Origin of the sequence: Dictyobacter alpinus (genome assembly GCF_003967575.1) — a bacterium.
In the GTDB taxonomy this organism is placed as follows: domain Bacteria; phylum Chloroflexota; class Ktedonobacteria; order Ktedonobacterales; family Ktedonobacteraceae; genus Dictyobacter; species Dictyobacter alpinus.
Genome location: NZ_BIFT01000002.1, coordinates 1565604 through 1584444, shown reverse-complemented (window position 1 = coordinate 1584444; position 18841 = coordinate 1565604). Strand labels below are relative to the sequence as shown.

Genomic DNA, 18841 nt, shown 5'->3' with positions numbered 1-18841 from the left:
ATATTTTGACAGTCGCAATTACCTTGAACATTAGAGAGGGAGAACTTATTCATGGCGGCATCATATCCTCGTGAGCTACAAATTCAATTCGATCTGCGTGTACCGATGCGTGATGGTATTACACTATCTGCCGATATTTATATGCCTGTAGCTAACCAGGGAAAGATCAACCGGTATCCAGTTATTTTATCCCGAACTCCATATATGAAGGCTGATGTAAGCCTGGAAAATGCCAAGTACTTTGTTCGTCATGGCTATATTTTTGTCTCGATGGACGTACGTGGCCGTGGCGATTCAGATGGTGATTTTGTCCCTTACTTTAATGAGGGTCGCGATGGCTATGATGCTATCGAGTGGTGTGCTGAGCAGCCCTGGTCAGATGGTAATGTTGGTACGATTGGCGCATCTTATGGTGGTCGCATTCAATGGCTAACCGCCGTTGAACGTCCACCACATTTGAAGGCAATGGTTGTGCTTGTACCACCATCGGATCCTTTTGTTGAGACGCCCACAGGCACACCAAGTCCCATGCATCTTTGCTGGCTACATCTGGTAAGTGGACGTGCCTTACAATCTATGGATGTGGTTGAGTGGGAGCAGGTCTATCAGCATTTGCCTTTAGTGACCATGGACGAGCGTGTTGGACGCCGTATTCCTTCATGGCGTACTGAGATGCAGCATACGCAATTAGATTCTTATTGGGAGCCGCTCTGTTATCAGCAGCATTTTGAGCGTGTGGAGGTGCCTGCCTTGCATATTTCGGGTTGGTATGATGATGAGCAGATTGGTACACCATTAAACTATGTGGGCATGACTGCCAGAGGAGCGAACGCTGAGGCGCGTGCCCATCAGCGTCTGTTGATGGGACCCTGGGGTCACGATACGAATGCTAGTTCTAAACTTGGGGCGGTTGATTTTGGACCACAGGCGATTATTGATCTGCGGGCCGAGCAGTTGCGCTGGTATGACCATTATTTAAAAGGGCAGACGGTAGAGGTAGGTGCACCTGTTCGGATTTTTGTGATGGGCAGGAATGAATGGCGTGATGAGCATGAGTGGCCACTGGCACGTACGCAATGGACACCATTCTATATGCATAGTCAGGGACGAGCGAATAGTCGGTTTGGGAATGGTACCCTTACACGTGTGAAGCCAGATGCCGAGCAGGTCGATACATACCTTTATGATCCAGCCGACGCTTTTCCATTTATTACTGATGCGACATCCTCACAGATCGGTGGTCCTGATGATTATGCATCACTGCAACGCCGCGACGATGTCCTGGTTTATACAACCGAGCCACTGGAAGAAGATATTGAGGTAACGGGTCCTATCAAGGTAGAATTGTATGCCGCTTCTTCGGCTCCTGATACCGATTTTATGGCTATGCTCATTGATGTCTGGCCGAACGGTTTGCGCCAGCGCCTCTGTGACAGTATGGTGCGCGCCCGTTTCCGTAAGGGAATGGATAAGCCTGAGTTGATTGAGCCTGGACAGATCTACCACTACACTATTGACTGCTGGAATGTCTCACAGGTTTTTAAAGCGGGTCATCGTATCTGTATTCAGATTACGTCCAGTGCTTTTCCCAAATATGATCGTAACCAGAATACTGGTGAGCCATTGGGCATGGCTACCGAGATAGCCGTAGCTGAGCAGCGCATCTATCATGACGCAGCGCATCCTTCGGCTGTAATTCTCCCGATTATTCCCTCTAACTGATTCGCAAACGTTGTTTCTCATCATAGGAACAAGAAAGGGTGTCTGGACGGTCATAGCCGTCCAGACACCCCTTTCTTTTAGCGCGTGTCGTAAACACAAGGTTTCGGACACCGAACATGAATATCGTATGAACTAATAGACGATCGCAGTGATTGTATCGGCACCATTAGGATCAGTCGGCGTGGTGAATTTCCACAACCAGGTTGCTTCATCCAATGACATATTAATACAACCGTGTGTGCCTTCATTGCTAGCATTAGGTGCATAGTGTGGAAACTGTTTGCCAGGACCATAATCGTCATCGGCTCTCCACCAGCTATCATGGAAGTAATATTCGCCTGTATGATACATCATCGCATAGTTGATCTTGGTATCAGGATAGTAAAACGGCGAATTCTTATCTTTTTCGAAAGACTTGAATGTAGCTGGCGATTGTCGATTCGTAACGGTGGTAACTCCTGGAGGGGAGGGTTTTTCCGGCATACCTGAAACTACCTGCATTGAGTGTATCAGTTTCCCATCCTGGTAGACACGCAGAGCACCATTATACAAAGAAGCCAGAATGACCTTTCCTTTGGTTGCATTAAACGCCTTCATCAAGGTAAGGTCGCTTTGATGAGCAACGTTATATGGACTTGTATCGCCCGCGTCGGTCTGCATACCTTCAAAAAGTGTCCTTTGATCCTTGGCGCCATCGATGATGGCCTGGAAATCATCAGACGTCTGAGCATAAGAAAGTTGGCTCTGTAAATCATAGAGCGTTCCATTCCAATAATCATAAGCCTGATCGTAAGATTGGCCATTCCAGCTATCATGATACTGATGGGCATGGCCCCAATTCTTTGTATCAGTCATTAATTGATTGACATCGTGGGTCGCCTGTAACTGCAACAGTGGCAGGCGAATATCAGTCATATCTTTTTCTAGTTGAGCTGAGAACTTGACAAAATTACCGCTATCCAGCAACGCCTTATCACTATCATATTGTTTTTGATATTGATCTGGATTGCCACCGAAACTTTTTACTTTGTCAATGGACGTTTTATATAATCCCAACCTGTACTGCCCCAGATAAGGCACTGCCTGGGTTGAAATTGTATTAGCAGTCTGCGTCTGTGCGCTAAGCTGTTTGATGATCTGATGAAAATCGCTGGGTTTGTTCGCCACTCGGAACTGTTGGACATCTTCATCTGCCTGCTTCTCTAGCGCAGTTGTGTCCAGATTAGAGTCCTTCAATGTCTTGATCAGCCCTTTAAATGACATCAAGCTATCATTGGCCGTACCTAAAAGCTTTAATGATTCAGTTGCCTCTTGCGCCTTCTGGCTCACGTCAATAAACTGCCTGGGAAATTGCGCCTGATTCATCTGTTGTTGAACCTGAGTCAACGTATTTGCGAAATTTTGTGCTTCGACATAACCCTGAGACTGGCGTTGTGAGAGCAATGAAGAAAAGCTTTTTAAGTCTATCGATGCTTGATGTCCATACTGTTGGGTTGACTGATATTCAAGCCCGCGCACCTGTAACGTTAATGTTTGATAGTTTTTAGCAACGTTTGAATAATAATTTGTGGCAGGCTGACTGGAGAACAGCGTAACTGGTTCATGCGTGCCACTTAATTTATTTGCCTGTGCTCGGATTGGATTGAGAAGAGTGTCAGGAACCCCAACACTTTGCGCATGAGCAATAGCTTTATCAAACTCGCCCTTATCCGTTGATGCCTGACTTTGAACCTGTGGATCGCCGCAGGCACTCAGCATCATCAAAAGGAGTAAGGTAACACTCATAATTGTTAGCACTCTCTTCGAGCGCCGCCAACCGGGCTTATTATAAACCATTATGAGATGTGCCTCCTGGATCCAGTTAAATTAAAAAATTTTACATAGACATTGGCCATAAAGATAGGAATATATATATCTCTATACTCTATTATAATCGATTTTGAAGGCAAAATGTTGCACTTCTAGGACTAAAAATGATCAATGGTAATAGTTCATATATCGCTGAAGAGAAACAAAGAAAGGTTTCCCATTTCTCTAACAGGGTCCGATTTCTGTTTACTTTTCCTTGAGCATGGTCCACACTCCGGGCAGTGCCAGTTGCTGGAAGATGCTTTCCATCTGTTCTGGTGGGTAGGGCATGTCAGCAGCGACCCACCATTTGAGCAAGGTGAGAAAGGCCCCGGTCAGGTACTGTGAGACCACTGGCAGAGGGATCGACGGGGAACGCTTTTCTGCAAAGAAGGTGGATAGGATTGGTTCAATCGCTTGAGACAGTACCGTTTGCAAGGCTTCCCACAAGGGCTCGCCCGCACGGCTGCGCATCAGCGCCCGGAACTGCTGATTCGGAGAGTCGTAGATATGCTCAAACAACTCCAGACTGGGTATAACCCGTTGTCTTGCTGGTGCATGGGAGATCTGGTGCGTGAACAGCTTCAGTTGCTCTGCTATCATACTGCTCAAGACATCCTCTTTATCGAAATAATGGGCATAGAAGGTGGTACGGCCAATGTCTGCTCGATCCAAAATATCCTGTACTAGAATCTCCTCGTAGGGTTTTTCTCCCAAGAGTTCAGCAAAGGCGGAACTTACCAGGCGGTAGGTACGTTGGGAACGACGATCTGCTTTCTGTTGTTTCACTCCTATTCCCTCCTTCTTTGACGAACAATCAGGCCCAGTTGTTCGGTAGAGAATGGTTTCCCTGGTGTGTGCTTGCTAGAGAGCACACTCCCTTGTATTCTCTCCTCAGAATACCATATTCGGTAAAAAACATGCCATTCTGAAAACTTGAAAGGAGAAGGAAAACAGACAATGAAAAACACACACCACACACTTGATGTTGAACTCTTTGAGCGCTGGGGATCGACGTACGAACGTTCCTGGATGCAGCAACGCCTGTTTGATCCTGTTCACTTGGCAGTATTACATCAAGCCGCCAGCCGCTTCAAACCAGCGCGTGTGCTGGATATCGGTTGTGGCAGCGGGAGACTCTTGCGGAAAGTGCATGAATATTGGCCGGAGGCACACCTTTCTGGGGTTGATCCGGCGCACAAAATGCTGGAAGTCGCACGCCGGCTCACCCCAGAGGCTCGTTTTTTCATGGGTTCCGGTGAGGCATTGCCACTGGAGAATGCCTCGGTCGATCTAGCGCTTTCGACCATCTCTTTTCATCACTGGCGGGATCAGGCTGCCGGTATGCGTGAGGGTGCCCGAGTGTTGCGACCTGGCGGCTTCTTTCTTCTTGCTGACTTCACCTTACCCACTTGGTTTGTTTGGCAGTTTCCACGTGTTCACAGTGCAGCGCAGATGCGTGTGCGTTTTGAACAGGCGGGTCTGAATGTTCAGGCGCAACCAGGTCCTGTTGCGCGCTTTGTGCGTATCACCATCGGTATGAAGAGAGCAGATGATTGATACCGATTTCTTCCATAACTTTCCGTCACTGCAAATGGTTGGTGGTGGAGGGGCTAGTCTTGGCTGCTGCCTGGCTTTCTTGCTGACGTGACTTTAATATGAAGAGCCTATTCACCAAAGCAATCGTGAAAGACTGACCCGGTGCTGGGGTACCCAGCAGGAGCGTCCAGCATGGCAACCGTTCCTGGAACCTTTCATAATCTCCTTGGCCAGCTTCAGTTCATTTCGCTGGCTGCTGCTTGTTTTGTGCTGGCACGGCGCGATGCCGCCGATCCTGCCAGGCGCGGCTGGGTCTGGTATTCGGTTGTTACTGGCCTGCTGGTCTTCGCCTCTGATGTTGTCTTCGTCCTCACCTTCAAATTGTTGGACGGGGGGCCAGTAGGACTCATTGCACGGATTGGTATCCTTGTTAGCGGGTGTTGGATTGCTCTGCTGGCGATTAGACTTATGAGCAAGAAGGTTCTATAGGTGCCTGTCGAATAAATAGGTCTTACACGCGGACCGGGTAAACATAATGAAGGGAGGTCCATGTTATGTATGAAAACCACCCATACGTGACCCAACCCGTTGAGAGGCCGACCAGATAGACAGTTGTAATCGTCTTTCTGGTCGGTCTCTCGAAAAACAAGCGAGCACCATAGGCGCGAGGTGTCAGCAATTAAATCAGCTCCCCCCAGAAAGGAACCCTTTTATACACCCCATATCTCTCTTTACTAAATCGACGACTTTCGATATGCAAACGCTGCAACTCCTTTTTATCTAAATGAAGCAAATCCGGAAAATCCTTACACAAAAAAGCATAAAAATCAGGACTATAAATAAGCATTTTCGATTGGTGCAGAACTAAAATAGGATTTCCAGCCACATTCGGTTCCGCCAAAAGAAAACAATGCCCATAAATCGGAATCAACTTCGGAGCTTCCGCAATAAGCTTCTCTATCTGTTGACCCTGCCCATATCTAGTAACAGGCTTCCTTCCCCATCCAGATTTCCATAAGTTATTATTTAAGACATCATAAATCAGATCTTCCCTGAGTTGTTGATAGACAGTTTGTATGTTTTCCGTATCCGTTAGCCAGTTTTGAAATAAAATAGCATCAGAAGGAATGATTTTTTTTATGTTCGCATCATACTTAGCGATGATGACCGGTTTATCCATACAATGTAAAATTTTTAAGAACAAGCGATAATCCGGTGGAAATTGCAGTGACCATTGTTTCTCAAGTGCATTTAACTCCACGTCACTTAATCCCAGCCACTTAGTCCCTTGTTGCCAGATATAACTTGCTTTATCCTGAGCGAGAAATTCGTCAAAGGTTAGCGGTTTACTGTCGCGCCACGTGGTTTCCGTTTGCTCTCGAATTTGCTCCAGGATGCGCTCATTAATGTGTGGCATAGATCGTTACCTCTACTAGCTTGTATTGGGCAGCATGATACGTGCGTATACAAGCCTAATATGCTCTGCCTTTCTTGTCAACAGTGACCATGCATGACTCTGATCTGTATATGCTGATACGCACATTAATCCGCTCATTGAATCCGGCATTTCTTGTGTTATAAAATATCTTCATGATTGAATTATCCAAGAAGTGATATATATCACAAAAAACATGTGAAGTAGACAACTGTATTTCAAATGCAGCTAAATTATACTATGGCACATAGGAGACATACACTTGCGAGTGGGTGGTTCTTAGAAGCAAGTAGTGCACTGTAAAAAATGCCGGTTGTTGCCGGTATGTATTAAAGTCACAAGCAAGAAAGGGAATCTAACATGAAGTTTTCAAACGTGTTCCGTAAAAGCCAGAGCGTCACATCAATTGCCCAGGCTCCTGAGCTCGAGTTGGATGAGCAGGTATTGAAGAATGTAAACGGTGGCCATGGTTGTGATTCGCGTAATTACCGTCATGAGTCCCATCGTGGCCGTCACAATGGTTATGACAATTGCCATCGTGATTATGATGATTGCCATCGTGATTATGATGATTGCCATCGCCATTCGCACGATTGTCGCTAAGAACTTGCCCGATCTTTCACTGTCAATATAATGTAGGCTGATTGATGAGAAAGATAACATGGTGGTCTATCTGCCTATCATGTTGCGCCCATGTCTTTAGCATCCATCAAACTGCGAAAGCTGATGAAGCCGGCTCTGGAGCCAGCTTCATCAGCTTTTTTCTGTCTTGATCTATTGTGGTGGTAGCACCTGAGGATAGAGTGCTTGTGGTCTCTCATCATATGAGTAGTAGGAGGTCAGATATTGATAATGCAAGGACTGACTCTCTTCCTGATACACAAACTGACTATGATGGGGAGTGCGGACGTGGTGTGGAAGTATTTTTTTTCTAAATATACTCAAAATTGTCGGATATAGTCTGTATATAAAGATGCATGGAAGAAGCCAGATGCCGTTTTGGCTCAGCGATAGTAATGCGGCAAGAAAGATCCACATGCTGTGTATAAAATTGCGTCTTCTCTGTCCTGGTTGTGACAGGGCGATAGCTTTTAGCAGAAATACTCCTGTCAGTAGAAAAAGAATGAAGGGGATGGTGTAGTGTAGTAGGTGCTGCATGCCTGCCTTTCCTTATGCTTTATATGTGTATTGTGCTGGCTTTTTTTAGTATAAATAGTCTGTTGCTATGGTATATGTCGCTTTATGATTGTTTTTGCAGTGTTGGTTTCTGGTAAATATGTGTTTTGCTGATGTTATATTTAACGTCATGTGCAAGTTTTATCCCTCACACCTCGCGCCTACGGCTCTCGCTTCTTTTGAGGAGGAACATGGCGAGGCGGTCGCGACCGCCTCGCCATGTTCCTCCTCAAAAGAGTGGGTATGTGAAAACTTGCACATGGCGTTATTTAGGTTGATGCCTGACGCCTCGCACTTGCGGTGCTCGCTTGTTTTTGAGAGGCTGACCACCACTCCCTGGTCAGCCTCTCAAAAAGTTTTTACTGGAATTTTGTATGAGCTTGTTAGAAATGCAAATAAAGCTTTTTGCTAACGTATATAAGGTAATGAACACAAATTATGAGAGGAAAGTTTTATGAGTACACGTTTTTATCAAGCGCCTGGACTGAGTATTGAGCGTATGATACGGGATTTTGAAAACATTTTTCAGGCGCAAGGATATCAGGTTCAGCATTTTGGGAATCCGGGACATATGGTGGTTCAGCTACGCAAAGGTGGTGATTTTGAGGCCATTCTGGGTATGCAGGCTGCGTTGACGGTGATCTTTCGGAGTGCTCCTGGTGGTGTGGTGGCTCTGGTTGGAGAGCATCGTTGGGAAGATAAAGCGGCATCAGGCCTGCTGGGGATGATCTTTTTCTGGCCGTTGCTCTTTACAACTGGTGCTGGTGTGCTGCGTCAGGCTGGTCTTGAATCCCAATTGTTTGAGGCGCTAGATGCTGTCGCATTACAACAGCGTTCAGATGTCCATATGGGACCAGTCCCTCCTCATGTTGAGGCTCAGATGCAGCAGGGGGCTGGACCTATGCCTGCTGGCCCACCTCCTCAGACCCCACGTTCAGCCCCTCAACCAGATTCACCTCCAATGAGCTCACCCGGCCAGAAGCGTTGCGGCCATTGTCAGAAAATGAATGATAGTGATGATCTTTATTGCTCATGGTGCGGAACAGCGTTAAAGCCTCAGCAGCTCTATTGTCCACGTTGTAAAGCTGCACTTAAGCCTGGAGCTCCTTTCTGTTCTAAATGTGGTGCTGCATCCCCCCAGTAATATTGAAGAATCTCATTATATGCCCTCACAGTGCTTTTGCTAAGGCAACAGGGCCGGAAAGCTCTTTCTTTTCGGTCCTTCTTTCTTGTATCTCCCAGTTGATCCTATTTGTTACATTTACTGGCTCCAATAGTACCTTCTATTATTAGGGTTTAAATTCGTTCTATAAAGTCTTGTATTATTGGAACATCTCATTCTATAATGGAAAACGTGTTCTGTTATTACTACTGAAAAAAGTAAATGAGAAAAAAATGAGAGATCAAACTGCTAAAACTTTACCAACTATGGAGGAGAGGCAAGATGTAATGACACCTGGAAAGAAGCTATCCCGCGTCAATCGAGGGAGTGTTTACGCTTTACGTTTTGCCCTCCTGGCTACAGTATTACTTTTTTTGTTTGTCACCGGTAACTTGCTTATTCAGTCAATTAATGCTTTTCAATCTGGTGGAAAAATTGGGAATACTGTGTTTAGCCAGGATGGACAAGCGACGAACAACGTGACTGCGGTTGCGTGGTCTCCTGTTGGGGACCGTGTTGTAGCGGCAGGAAAAAATGTACAAATATGGGATGCGCTAACCGGGGCTCATCCAGTAACGTTAAACACCAATGGCGCTGATGTTACGGCCGTTGCCTGGTCACCTGATGCACAACAATTGGTAACGGGCAGTTCACAGATCGTTGTCTGGAATGTGCAGACAAATAAGCAAAAATTTGTCTATACTACTCAGGGCCAGAAAAATTTCTCACCTGAATCGCTACATGTGAATGCTATGGAGTGGTCACCAGATAAAACAATGGTTGCGACCGCCTATACCTATGCAGGCACGGGGAACAAGGCATCAACTCATTGGGTCGATGTTTGGAATGCAGCAACTGGAAAAGCTATTTTCACGTATCGCGGCCATAAAAATGATGTTGTGTCATTGGCCTGGTCGTCGGATAGTAAGCGTATTGCTTCAGCCAGTACCGATGGGGTGTTAGTTGTTTGGGATGCAGGCAACGGAAAAAACGCCGTTAAATATGCAACTACTGGCAAAATCACTTCGATATCCTGGTCGCCGGATGATAAATATCTGGTTTCAGCCACCAAGACGCTTCAGATCTGGGATATAAAGAATCCTAAAAAGCCTGTGGGAACCATCGATACACATACAAATACCGCAACTTCACATGTAAGATGGTCTCCAGATGGTGCTTTCATTGTCTCAACTGATACTGCAGTTCATATCTGGAATGCTACCAGCGGGAATGAGGTTTATACATATAGTGAGCACCATCATCCCGTTAAAGCAGTCGCATGGTCGCCAGATGCTACTTATCTGGTTTCTAGTGATGCTGGCTCCAATAAAGATGGTGATGCTGGCTCCATCAAGGTCTGGCAGGCTTCTTAAACGACATTGTTGGCCTCAGGTTTCTCTCTGACACCACACGCCTATAGAAAGACCCCTGGCAGGGTGACCACGACCACCCTGCCAGGGGTCTTTCTATAAAAGGTAATATTTGAAACACTTCATAGTTTTATGTTCCTTTTTTTTCGGATTCATTTGCTAAATGTCCTATTCGGGTCATGGAGTGAAACAAAATTGCGTTTTATTCTCTCCTATATATGATGAGTTCTATAAGAGCGTTTGATTATGTTTGTGTATTTTGTTGTATGAACGGTTTCAAGATGAGCCATACGGCAGGTTGCATGCACGAATCAACAATTTAAAAAGCAATTCCGGTCTCAAAACGTTGATGTTTCATAGACCTTACTAGTATCACAAATTTGTGTTAAGGAAGCCGCTTAATGAAGAAGAATGCATTGCTCACTTTGCCGGACAATGGTCCCGCAGTGGCAAGTTTGTCATCTGAGACCTCGAGCCACGATTTCGTCGAGTTGAAGCAGATGATAAAGAAGCGTGGTTTGTTAGAGAAACAGCCTGTTTACTATGGATATCGTATCCTTTTATTGACGGCATTACTGGTTCTCAGTGTCGCCTTGCTGTTTTCCGTTCATGTTTTCTGGTTACAACTGCTTAATGCTGTTTTTATGGCCTTTGTTTTTACTCAGATTGGCTTGCTCAGCCACGAAGCAGGACATCGTCAGATGTTCAATCGTTCCTGGAAACATGACATGGTTGCTTTGCTGGGGGGAAATCTGTTTATTGGTATGAGCTATGGCTGGTGGTTAGATAAACATAACACTCACCACAGTCATCCCAATCAGTTAGATATGGATCCAGATATCGAGATTCCGTTTCTTGAATTTACGGGTATGGAAGATGTTTCTCAAATTAGTAAGTTCCGGCAATTTTTAGTGAAGCATCAGGCTTTCATTTTTCTGCCTGCACTGATGACGGTTTCTGCGAGTCTACAGATTAATAGTGTGCGATTTCTCTTACGCAACAAAGCCAAGTATCAGGCTGCTGAATGGGCTTTGATGATTGCGCACTTTGTGCTGTACTTTGGGGCAATCCTATATAATATGAATTGGTGGCAGGCCATCATTTTTATTATGATCAACCAGGCAGCCACAGGCTTTTATCTGGGTTCGATTTTTGCTCCCAACCATAAGGGTATGCCGGTAGTGGAGAAAGAAAGCAAAATTGGTTTCCTGCATCGTCAGGTCATGACTTCACGTAACATCTATGGCAATCCCGTGGTTGATTTCATCTATGGTGGCTTGAATTATCAAATTGAGCATCACCTTTTCCCCAGCATGCCTCGCAATAAATTGAAAGAGGCACGTCATATGATTAAGCTCTTTTGTGAAGAGCATGAGATTCCTTATCATGAGACCTACCCTCTGCAATCATTAAAAGAAATCCTGGTGCATCTGCATCAGATTGGTGCTCCCTTGCGTGGAGCCGCTTAGCACGCGTGTAACTTTGATGCCATGCAATTGTGCGAGCCATGAGTGAGTAAGTGGCATGCACAATTGCATTTTAATTCCATGGCACAAAAGAAGTTAGCCGACTTGATAGGCGAGATCAATTTCGCTGAGAGCTTGTTGAACTTCTTTGTGCCTGATCTCGAGGATGGTATTGAGTTCTTGTAGCTTTTCCAGTGTCCTGGGATCGAACGTGTCACTTATCCATTGTTCTACTTGATTCAACTGACTTTGTTGTTCCATGATCCAGAAGCGAATACGCTGTTGTATCAGAGGTAAACTACTATTGTTGATGGGAACATAGCCGATGAACATTTCTTCTTCAGCATTGTGTTCGAGGGAGATTTGTAGAATGCCTGCTGGTAGTTGATTGGCACCTGTTCGCACCTCACGCACATGAAATTTTCCATACTGCTTGATGGTAATACCGCATTTTTGTAGCGCCTCCATAAAACCCTCCCGACTGGTTATGACATTCTCTATCCAGTATAGTTGTGCGCTCAAATGCTTGCTAGACATGCTTGCAGGCATGTTCATAGTTAAATATCTATGGCTGGTTGGCTTGATTGGTTGGCAATCAGATTGTAGGTTGTTTGCTGGAGCTTTTCGGCCTGTGCTATATCGGAATAACTGGTTGTTTTTCCTCCACTATCCCGGATGCGTAGTTGTCTGGCTGAAAGCGGATAGGGGATGCGTGGATGATTGAGATTATCCACTCCCTCGATCTCATCCAGCAACCACTCGCGGGCAACTCCTTGATCATGTATAAAAAGTCGTTTATCTGTAATGACAAAGTTCCCTTGTTGGTAGCGGATGATTTCGCGGATCAGATAAATACAACATGCCAGTAGGAGTAAGAGTGAGATACAACCAACGGCGCCATAAATGGAAGGGAGGAGGGTGGCACAGACAATCATGATCAACAGGAGGCAAGCCATCGCAATTGCAGGGCGTACTAGAATGATGATATGGTGCCGTGTCTCAAAAAGTGTTTCTTCTTCGTACTCTTCTTGCGTTAGTTCCTCGTCCACAGCGCATCCTATCTTTTTCGTTGTTATGTTGTTATCAAGATAATTGTGCTTTTCGCTTGCCTATAATAATAACATAGCTTGAAAAGGTATGCTAGAATAACTATATTCCTGCTTCTCTATCCACGACTTTCTCCTATCTTCTTATGATTTTGGCATGTTCAAACGTCAAGAATAAAGAGATGGATCGTGGATCTATTATAAATGTTCATGCGTATCTGTTTTATCAAGAAAATTTTATGACGCCAACGAACACCTACATAAACAGAACAATGAACAATATGATTATGATCGGGAGCTTTGAGATGATCGATTGACTTGATGTGATGACTTTCAGATCTTGTCATGATGATGGAATAAGTAGAGGCGTGCACTTGATAGCACGCATGCATTTGTTTATAATGGATGAAAATCTGTTTGAGGGACAATAAATGATGCAACATTCAGATCAAACTTCTTTAACTACTGTGAATGCTCTTGCTTCTGAGCTGGTTTCACCATATCGGCCTGAAGATGTTGATATTTTCGTTGGGGCGGCTCGCCATGAAAAGACACTGAAGTTTATCAAATATGCCTTGTTGTTAGATGCAATCGATGAAGGTTGGTTATATGAGCAACAAGGCTGGATGTTTAATCAGCTTGAGCGTTACCGTGAGGCTTTAGAGGCATTCGAGCGTGCTCGTAATCTGGGATATGCAAATGATGGTTGGCTTTATAAGCAGAAATCGTATGCTCTTGATCAGCTAGATCGCGATGAAGAGGCTTTAGAAGCATGCGAACGAGCACGCCGACTTGGCTATGTTAACGAGGAGTAAACAAGCCTGTGCATGGATACCTGGTGGAACAAATCACCATGGGAACGTGCCCAGGCTTTTTTGACGCCGTAAGTACTACTTTTATAGGGAGATGCTAGCTTTTCGTGCAGCAGATTTTCTATACTGGAGAAAGGAGATAGTCAAGCATTGCCTGATGCTGTTTGGTAAGGATCTATCATGAAGTTGTTTCAAGCGAGCTTAGAGTTTCTGGTTGCGAATCATTCATTGCTTTTTTTAGGTGCGGTGGCGGCATTCCTTCTGACATATGTTTTGACTTTTTGCGTATTGGCCGTATGCCGCAAGTATAATTGGTTCGAACCCGTGGTAGCCCACAAGGTTCATAAAAAATCCCTTCCACGCCTGGGCGGCCTGGCTATTTTTGCGGCTTTTCTCTTCTCCTCTCTCCTCTTTTACCTGCCAACGTTATTTGTGCAACCAGGAAAACAAGAATTTATCTGGGGCCATTCTATATCACAGGAATTGATTATTTATGTGCTGTTTCTGCTGGCTGCGCTATTGATTGTGGCTGTCCATGCCTACGATGATGTTAAAGGCATGAAGCCTTTACCAAAGCTGCTGGCTCAGACTGTAGCCGTTCTCATTTTGATGGGACCGGGATTGCAGCGCTTCCATGGAGTCTTGTTCTTTGGCGTCAATAATCCATTTGTTCATGTTGGACTGGCTTATACTGCTGCTTTACCCTGGTATCAGCAGCCGGAACTGACGTTGTTTATCCGAGAACCGGTTGTGTCATGGTTGGCGATACCCGCTGTCTTGTTTACCTGGTTCTGGTTTGTGGGCATGATGAATGCCATTAATTTTATTGATGGGCTGGATGGTCTGGCTGCAGGAATTGTATCTATTGTAGGACTATTTATTACGATTATTAGTTTTCAACTAGGACAGTATACCATTGCGACGCTGGCCGCCATTTTTACTGGTGCGGTGGCAGGTTTCTTGCCTCATAACTGGAATCCAAGTCGTATGATCATGGGCGATACGGGCTCACAATTCCTTGGACTTGCTCTGGCGATGATCTCGATTATGGGAGGAGCCAAATTTGCCTTGATATTGATGATACTTGGTATTCCTATTCTGGATATTGCCTGGGTCATGCTGAATCGTATACGGCGCGGCCAGAATCCTATGCAGCGCGATCTTCTGCCACAATATTCTCATAAAACACATCTCCATTACCGTTTGCTGTTTGGTGGACTGAACGCTCGGCAGGTGTGTTACATTCTCTATACCGTGACTGCCATCTTTGGATTGAGTGCATTGACATTACCTCGCATCTTAAAATTTGTGGGTTTTGGGCTGGTTGGCTTGATCGTATGTGGGCTCTTCTGGTGGAGTATCTTTCTGCAACAAAAAAAGGCTCAACAGAAGCCACACGATGCTCAGCAAGCTTGAATGTATTTATAACTGTTCAATAGCAGGCGTGAAAATAAGACTTTTGGACAGGGCAAAATAATATGGCTTGACAAACAAATAAATGCTCATTAGACTTTGTACAAGCCGGAATTTATTTGCGGCGATTAACAGGGTAACTATTACTTGATCAAATTGAGGCTTTAGTTGGAGGATAGACAAGCAAATTCTGGTATACGTGAGTCCCGCACCCTTATCTGGGATGTGGCTCGTAAGTCGGGTGTCTCTATCTCAACCGTGTCGCGGGTGCTGAATGGACGTCCAGATGTCTCTATTGCGACTCGTGATAAAGTGCTGGCACATGTGCGGGACCTGGGTTACAGTACTCCCCGCCATGCTCGTGGCATGGCCCGCCCACCTCTTCAGCGTATCGGGGTGAGTATACCTCATGATGAGCATTTTATGGGGATACTGCATGGCATTACCGATGCCTTGAATAAACAAAAAGCTCAATTGGTGCTCTGCTCTTCATCCCTATATTCAGGCTCTAATAGCACATTACTGGAGCGTTTCCTGGGGGATGGGGTTGACGCGGCCCTGTTTGTGTTACCAGCTGAGTCTGATGACGAATTACTCCAACTCCGTCAGGCTGATTTCCCCTTTGTGGTTATTGATCCTCGTACTCCTTTGAGCGATGCTATCCCTACCGTGACCGGAGCCAATATCGGTGGTGCCAGGGCGGCGACTAAACACCTCTTGTCTTTAGGACATCGGCGGATTGGCATTCTGGTTGGTGATGCCAGCTGGTGTATGAGTATTGATCGTCTGGCTGGTTATCACGCGGTGATGTTTTCCACTGGTTTATCACAAGACCCTACCTTGATTCGCGAGAGTGAGTTTACCCTTGAAGGTGGCTATCAGGCAGCCAAAGAATTACTGAGTCTGCCAGATCGACCGACTGCGATCCTGGCTTTTAGCGATGATATGGCGGTTGGAGCGTTGCATGCTGCTGCCGAGCAAGGGCTGTCTGTTCCCGGTGATCTTTCAGTCGTTGGTTTTGGTGATGCTAGCTTTGCCTCTTTTGTTACCCCTACCTTGACGACCGTTCATCAACCGCGTTATGAGGTTGGTTATACTGGTGTCGATGTCCTCTTCCGTAATCGAGCTGAAGCTCGTCTAGATGCCATGCATACCTCTCTTTCAACTCGTCTGGTTGTTCGTCAATCAACCGGTCCATGTCCTTTATCGTAATTGCAAGCTGTTTGCTTCTCTCTTTTGATAAATTGACGCAAGGAAAGTTCTATTTATGCTGACTATAGTGTAAAGCAGAATTGAAGAGAGACAGGTATTTGATGATGAGATCTGATGATGCGCTAGAGTTGGCTCGACCGCGCCTTTTACGCCAGGCTACTGCCTATGGCATTCCGCTGGATGCTGTAGATGATGTTGTGCAGGAGACATTAATTGAAGCCTGGTCACACGTGGATGGATTACGCTCGCCAGAGCGTTTTGAGGCCTGGTTGAGTGGTATCTGTCGCAATGTGTGCTTGCGCTGGTCTACAGGGCATAAACGGGCTCTCCAGCGGCATACGCAGGGACTGGGACAATGGTTGGTTGATCCAGTTCAGCATGATGAGCCATACGGTGAAGAACTGGTGGATGAGCAGGCTAGTGATCCTGTGGATGTGGTGATCAGTCAGGATCTGCGTTGTCTGGTGGCGCGTATGCTCGATCAACTTCCACACGAGTATCGGGTGGCGGTGGAGTTATATTATCTGGCGGAGTTGCCACAGCGTGCTACGGCTTTACGGCTTGGATTAAGCGTAAGTGCTCTGGAAACACGCTTACATCGAGCTCGTCGGCAGTTACGCGACCTGTTAGCACGCGAGTTCCGTGATGATGCCCTGGCCTTTGGTTTCGCGCCTGAAGCGTGCTCAGACCTTAACTGGCATGCTGCGCGCATCCCTTGTCGTCAGTGTGGTCATTATCAACTATCAGGGACCTTTGAAACGTTGCCTGATGGTGGGATAAATTTGCGTACACGTTGTCCTGGTTGTGAAGCTGAACGTGAGACCAGAGGATTAATTCCTTTGCATGGTGTACGTTCAGTAAAACCGGCGCTTAAGCGAGTAGAGCATTGGATTTTACAGCATTTGACTCCACAATTGCAACATGGCTGGCACACGTGTCCCTGGTGTGGACTCTGTGCGCCAATGTTAACCGTCATGCCTATCGAGCAGGCTCTGGCTGGCGACCTGCTGCTGTCTTTACACTGTCCCGGCTGCGATAGAGAGGCCAGTACCTGGGCCTGGAAATGTCTTCATCGTCATCCTGAGATCCAGCATTTTATGCTTACCCATCCACAATGGATCTCACGTTCAGCTCAACCTGTGCAGTTTAATGAACTGTCTGCCTGGTGTCTGCGGTTAGATGATCGTAAAAGTAGGGAGCGCTTACTCCTCTACGTTCATGCCCAGACCCTGGCAGTACTTGCAACCGTCCACGAGTAATCCACAGCCGTCTCTCTTTTACTCATCTGCTTACTCATAGATACGATGCCTGTTTGCTGAGTGCAAGGAAAAGGACAAGTACAGATGCAATATGGACTTTACATGCCCAATCTTAGTGTGGCTGCCGATCCTCGCTTATTGATTGAACTGGCCCAGGAGGCTGAGGTAGCTGGCTGGGATGGTTTTTTTCTCTGGGATCACATTTCACTTGGACTGTATGAGATGGCCGTGGTTGATCCCTGGATTGTTATGGCTGGTATCGCTTCCCATACCAAACATATTCGCTTTGGTCCGCTGGTCACCCCATTGCCACGGCGACGCCCGTGGATGGTGGCTCGTGAGGCACTGGCGTTGGATCATCTTTCAAATGGTCGCTTTATTCTCGGGGTAGGCGTTGGGAACGAGCCATTTTCCCTGGATAATTTTGGCGAGGAGACAGATATCAAACGCCGGGCGGCCATGACTGATGAGGCCCTTGATATTCTGGTAGGTCTTTGGAGTGGTAAGCCGTTTAATTACACTGGCTCTTATTATCAGGTAAAGGATACTGTTTTCCTGCCAGCACCAGTTCATCCTGGAGGCATTCCAATCTGGGTGGCGGCGACCTGGCCACATAAGGCTCCTATGCGTCGGGCGGCGCGTTGGGATGGGGTGGTACCTTCAGCTGGCAATGTGGATAAGCATATAAATGTCGCGACGTATCGTGAATTTGTGACATATATACGTGAGCAACAGGCCACCGCTAAGCCATTCGATTTTCTTTATTATGGCACCACGACTGGCGATGATCCTGGGCGGGATGCTGATACTATTCTCCCATTGGCGGATGCTGGTATGACCTGGTGGTTGGAAGATATGCGTTGTGGAGCTGACTTAGAACAGTGGAACTCTATTGATGCAAGCCGCAACCGCATACGTAAAGGACCACCTCGATTGTAGCTTTGTTATGAGCTGGAGGAGATATATACTCTCTTCCAGCCTTTTTTATTTGTAGGCGTACCTATTCGGAACCCCTGCGCGCAAGAATGCTCTGGTTCTGCTTCGCAGAGCAAAAAATTTCGTGTGGTGGCGCAGAAAATTGTTGGCTGTCCCGACAATTTTCTGCGCCACCACACGAAAAACCTGGTTGATGCCCACGGCATCAACCAGACATGAATAGTTACTTATAGGCAATACAAGTAGAGAATTTATCAATAATCATGAGATATATAGGCGTGCAGTAACGTATTTTAATATAGATAGCACTTGTGGGAACTATTGCAAAGCTTCTGACGTCTTTCTCGTAGATTGAATAAGTCTTTATGGTTTTAATGACGTATTTTTATAACATCTGTTGAAATTGATTATATATCTGGCCTGACGAACTGATAGGTGGAGGACC

Annotated in this window: 17 protein-coding genes; 12 read left to right on the top strand and 5 right to left on the bottom strand. The window is 46.0% G+C overall.

Annotation, left to right across the window (positions count from 1 at the left end):
- The first annotated feature begins 51 nt into the window (after positions 1-51).
- Complete coding sequence (locus tag EL633_RS28905; protein ID WP_126630697.1) at positions 52-1722, top strand: CocE/NonD family hydrolase; 1671 nt, start codon at positions 52-54, stop codon at positions 1720-1722.
- A gap of 132 nt (positions 1723-1854) precedes the next feature.
- On the opposite strand, the gene EL633_RS28900 is transcribed toward EL633_RS28905, so the two are convergent.
- Both EL633_RS28900 and EL633_RS28895 read right to left on the bottom strand, forming a co-directional pair.
- Complete coding sequence (locus EL633_RS28900; RefSeq protein WP_161982518.1) at positions 1855-3507, bottom strand: L,D-transpeptidase; 1653 nt, start codon at positions 3505-3507, stop codon at positions 1855-1857.
- Positions 3508-3777: 270 nt separating this feature from the next.
- Positions 3778-4359: a TetR/AcrR family transcriptional regulator gene (locus EL633_RS28895; RefSeq protein ID WP_161982517.1), complete on the bottom strand. Its 582-nt coding sequence runs from the start codon at positions 4357-4359 to the stop codon at positions 3778-3780.
- Positions 4360-4530: 171 nt separating this feature from the next.
- Here EL633_RS28895 and EL633_RS28890 point away from each other — a divergent pair, with 171 nt between their 5' ends.
- Together EL633_RS28890 and EL633_RS28885 are read left to right on the top strand one after the other, a co-directional pair.
- A complete protein-coding gene (locus EL633_RS28890) occupies positions 4531-5130 on the top strand; it encodes a class I SAM-dependent methyltransferase (RefSeq protein ID WP_126630694.1) in 600 nt (199 codons plus the stop codon).
- Between the two features lie 141 nt (positions 5131-5271).
- Entirely contained in the window at positions 5272-5598 is a 327-nt protein-coding gene (locus tag EL633_RS28885) for a DUF998 domain-containing protein (RefSeq protein ID WP_281275950.1), read from the top strand.
- A gap of 190 nt (positions 5599-5788) precedes the next feature.
- Here EL633_RS28885 and EL633_RS28880 read toward each other — a convergent pair whose 3' ends face one another.
- Positions 5789-6526: an SMI1/KNR4 family protein gene (locus tag EL633_RS28880; RefSeq protein WP_126630692.1), complete on the bottom strand. Its 738-nt coding sequence runs from the start codon at positions 6524-6526 to the stop codon at positions 5789-5791.
- A 478-nt stretch (positions 6527-7004) separates the two neighbouring features.
- On the opposite strand from EL633_RS28880, the gene EL633_RS36790 reads away from it, so the two are divergent.
- From EL633_RS36790 to EL633_RS28865, 4 genes are all read left to right on the top strand, one after another.
- Entirely contained in the window at positions 7005-7178 is a 174-nt protein-coding gene (locus EL633_RS36790) for a hypothetical protein (protein ID WP_161982516.1), read from the top strand.
- Between the two features lie 996 nt (positions 7179-8174).
- Complete coding sequence (locus EL633_RS28875) at positions 8175-8864, top strand: zinc ribbon domain-containing protein (protein WP_126630691.1); 690 nt, start codon at positions 8175-8177, stop codon at positions 8862-8864.
- Positions 8865-9169: 305 nt separating this feature from the next.
- Positions 9170-10255, top strand: a complete 1086-nt coding sequence (locus EL633_RS28870; RefSeq protein ID WP_161982515.1) for a WD40 repeat domain-containing protein — start codon at positions 9170-9172, stop codon at positions 10253-10255.
- A gap of 398 nt (positions 10256-10653) precedes the next feature.
- Positions 10654-11721 carry a fatty acid desaturase family protein gene (locus EL633_RS28865; RefSeq protein ID WP_126630689.1) on the top strand — a complete coding sequence of 356 codons (1068 nt, stop codon included), beginning with the start codon at positions 10654-10656 and terminating at the stop codon, positions 11719-11721.
- A gap of 93 nt (positions 11722-11814) precedes the next feature.
- Here EL633_RS28865 and EL633_RS28860 read toward each other — a convergent pair whose 3' ends face one another.
- Both EL633_RS28860 and EL633_RS28855 read right to left on the bottom strand, forming a co-directional pair.
- Positions 11815-12186, bottom strand: a complete 372-nt coding sequence (locus tag EL633_RS28860; protein WP_126630688.1) for a hypothetical protein — start codon at positions 12184-12186, stop codon at positions 11815-11817.
- An 89-nt stretch (positions 12187-12275) separates the two neighbouring features.
- A complete protein-coding gene (locus EL633_RS28855; protein ID WP_126630687.1) occupies positions 12276-12767 on the bottom strand; it encodes a hypothetical protein in 492 nt (163 codons plus the stop codon).
- Positions 12768-13195: 428 nt separating this feature from the next.
- Here EL633_RS28855 and EL633_RS28850 point away from each other — a divergent pair, with 428 nt between their 5' ends.
- The 5 genes from EL633_RS28850 (at position 13196) to EL633_RS28830 (ending at position 18399) form a co-directional block, all read left to right on the top strand.
- On the top strand, positions 13196-13579 hold the full coding sequence (locus tag EL633_RS28850) for a hypothetical protein (RefSeq protein ID WP_126630686.1): 384 nt from the start codon (positions 13196-13198) through the stop codon (positions 13577-13579).
- A 177-nt stretch (positions 13580-13756) separates the two neighbouring features.
- Positions 13757-14992, top strand: a complete 1236-nt coding sequence (locus EL633_RS28845; RefSeq protein WP_126630685.1) for a glycosyltransferase family 4 protein — start codon at positions 13757-13759, stop codon at positions 14990-14992.
- Between the two features lie 165 nt (positions 14993-15157).
- Positions 15158-16201, top strand: coding sequence for a LacI family DNA-binding transcriptional regulator (locus tag EL633_RS28840; protein WP_126630684.1), 1044 nt, complete (start codon positions 15158-15160; stop codon positions 16199-16201).
- 101 nt (positions 16202-16302) lie between these two features.
- The gene (locus EL633_RS28835) at positions 16303-17460 is read left to right on the top strand and encodes an RNA polymerase sigma factor (protein WP_126630683.1); all 1158 of its coding nucleotides are present in this window, start codon (positions 16303-16305) and stop codon (positions 17458-17460) included.
- Between the two features lie 84 nt (positions 17461-17544).
- Positions 17545-18399, top strand: a complete 855-nt coding sequence (locus tag EL633_RS28830; protein WP_126630682.1) for an LLM class flavin-dependent oxidoreductase — start codon at positions 17545-17547, stop codon at positions 18397-18399.
- Positions 18400-18841: the final 442 nt, after the last annotated feature.

What these genes read in the sequence shown, in the direction of transcription:
- EL633_RS28905 (WP_126630697.1), top strand. Translation starts at nt 52, where the DNA reads ATGGCGGCATCATATCCTCGTGAGCTACAAATTCAATTCGATCTGCGT.
- EL633_RS28900 (WP_161982518.1), bottom strand. Translation starts at nt 3,507, where the DNA reads ATGAGTGTTACCTTACTCCTTTTGATGATGCTGAGTGCCTGCGGCGAT.
- EL633_RS28890 (WP_126630694.1), top strand. Translation starts at nt 4,531, where the DNA reads ATGAAAAACACACACCACACACTTGATGTTGAACTCTTTGAGCGCTGG.
- EL633_RS28880 (WP_126630692.1), bottom strand. Translation starts at nt 6,526, where the DNA reads ATGCCACACATTAATGAGCGCATCCTGGAGCAAATTCGAGAGCAAACG.
- EL633_RS28875 (WP_126630691.1), top strand. Translation starts at nt 8,175, where the DNA reads ATGAGTACACGTTTTTATCAAGCGCCTGGACTGAGTATTGAGCGTATG.
- EL633_RS28870 (WP_161982515.1), top strand. Translation starts at nt 9,170, where the DNA reads ATGACACCTGGAAAGAAGCTATCCCGCGTCAATCGAGGGAGTGTTTAC.
- EL633_RS28865 (WP_126630689.1), top strand. Translation starts at nt 10,654, where the DNA reads ATGAAGAAGAATGCATTGCTCACTTTGCCGGACAATGGTCCCGCAGTG.
- EL633_RS28860 (WP_126630688.1), bottom strand. Translation starts at nt 12,186, where the DNA reads ATGGAGGCGCTACAAAAATGCGGTATTACCATCAAGCAGTATGGAAAA.
- EL633_RS28850 (WP_126630686.1), top strand. Translation starts at nt 13,196, where the DNA reads ATGATGCAACATTCAGATCAAACTTCTTTAACTACTGTGAATGCTCTT.
- EL633_RS28845 (WP_126630685.1), top strand. Translation starts at nt 13,757, where the DNA reads ATGAAGTTGTTTCAAGCGAGCTTAGAGTTTCTGGTTGCGAATCATTCA.
- EL633_RS28835 (WP_126630683.1), top strand. Translation starts at nt 16,303, where the DNA reads ATGATGAGATCTGATGATGCGCTAGAGTTGGCTCGACCGCGCCTTTTA.
- EL633_RS28830 (WP_126630682.1), top strand. Translation starts at nt 17,545, where the DNA reads ATGCAATATGGACTTTACATGCCCAATCTTAGTGTGGCTGCCGATCCT.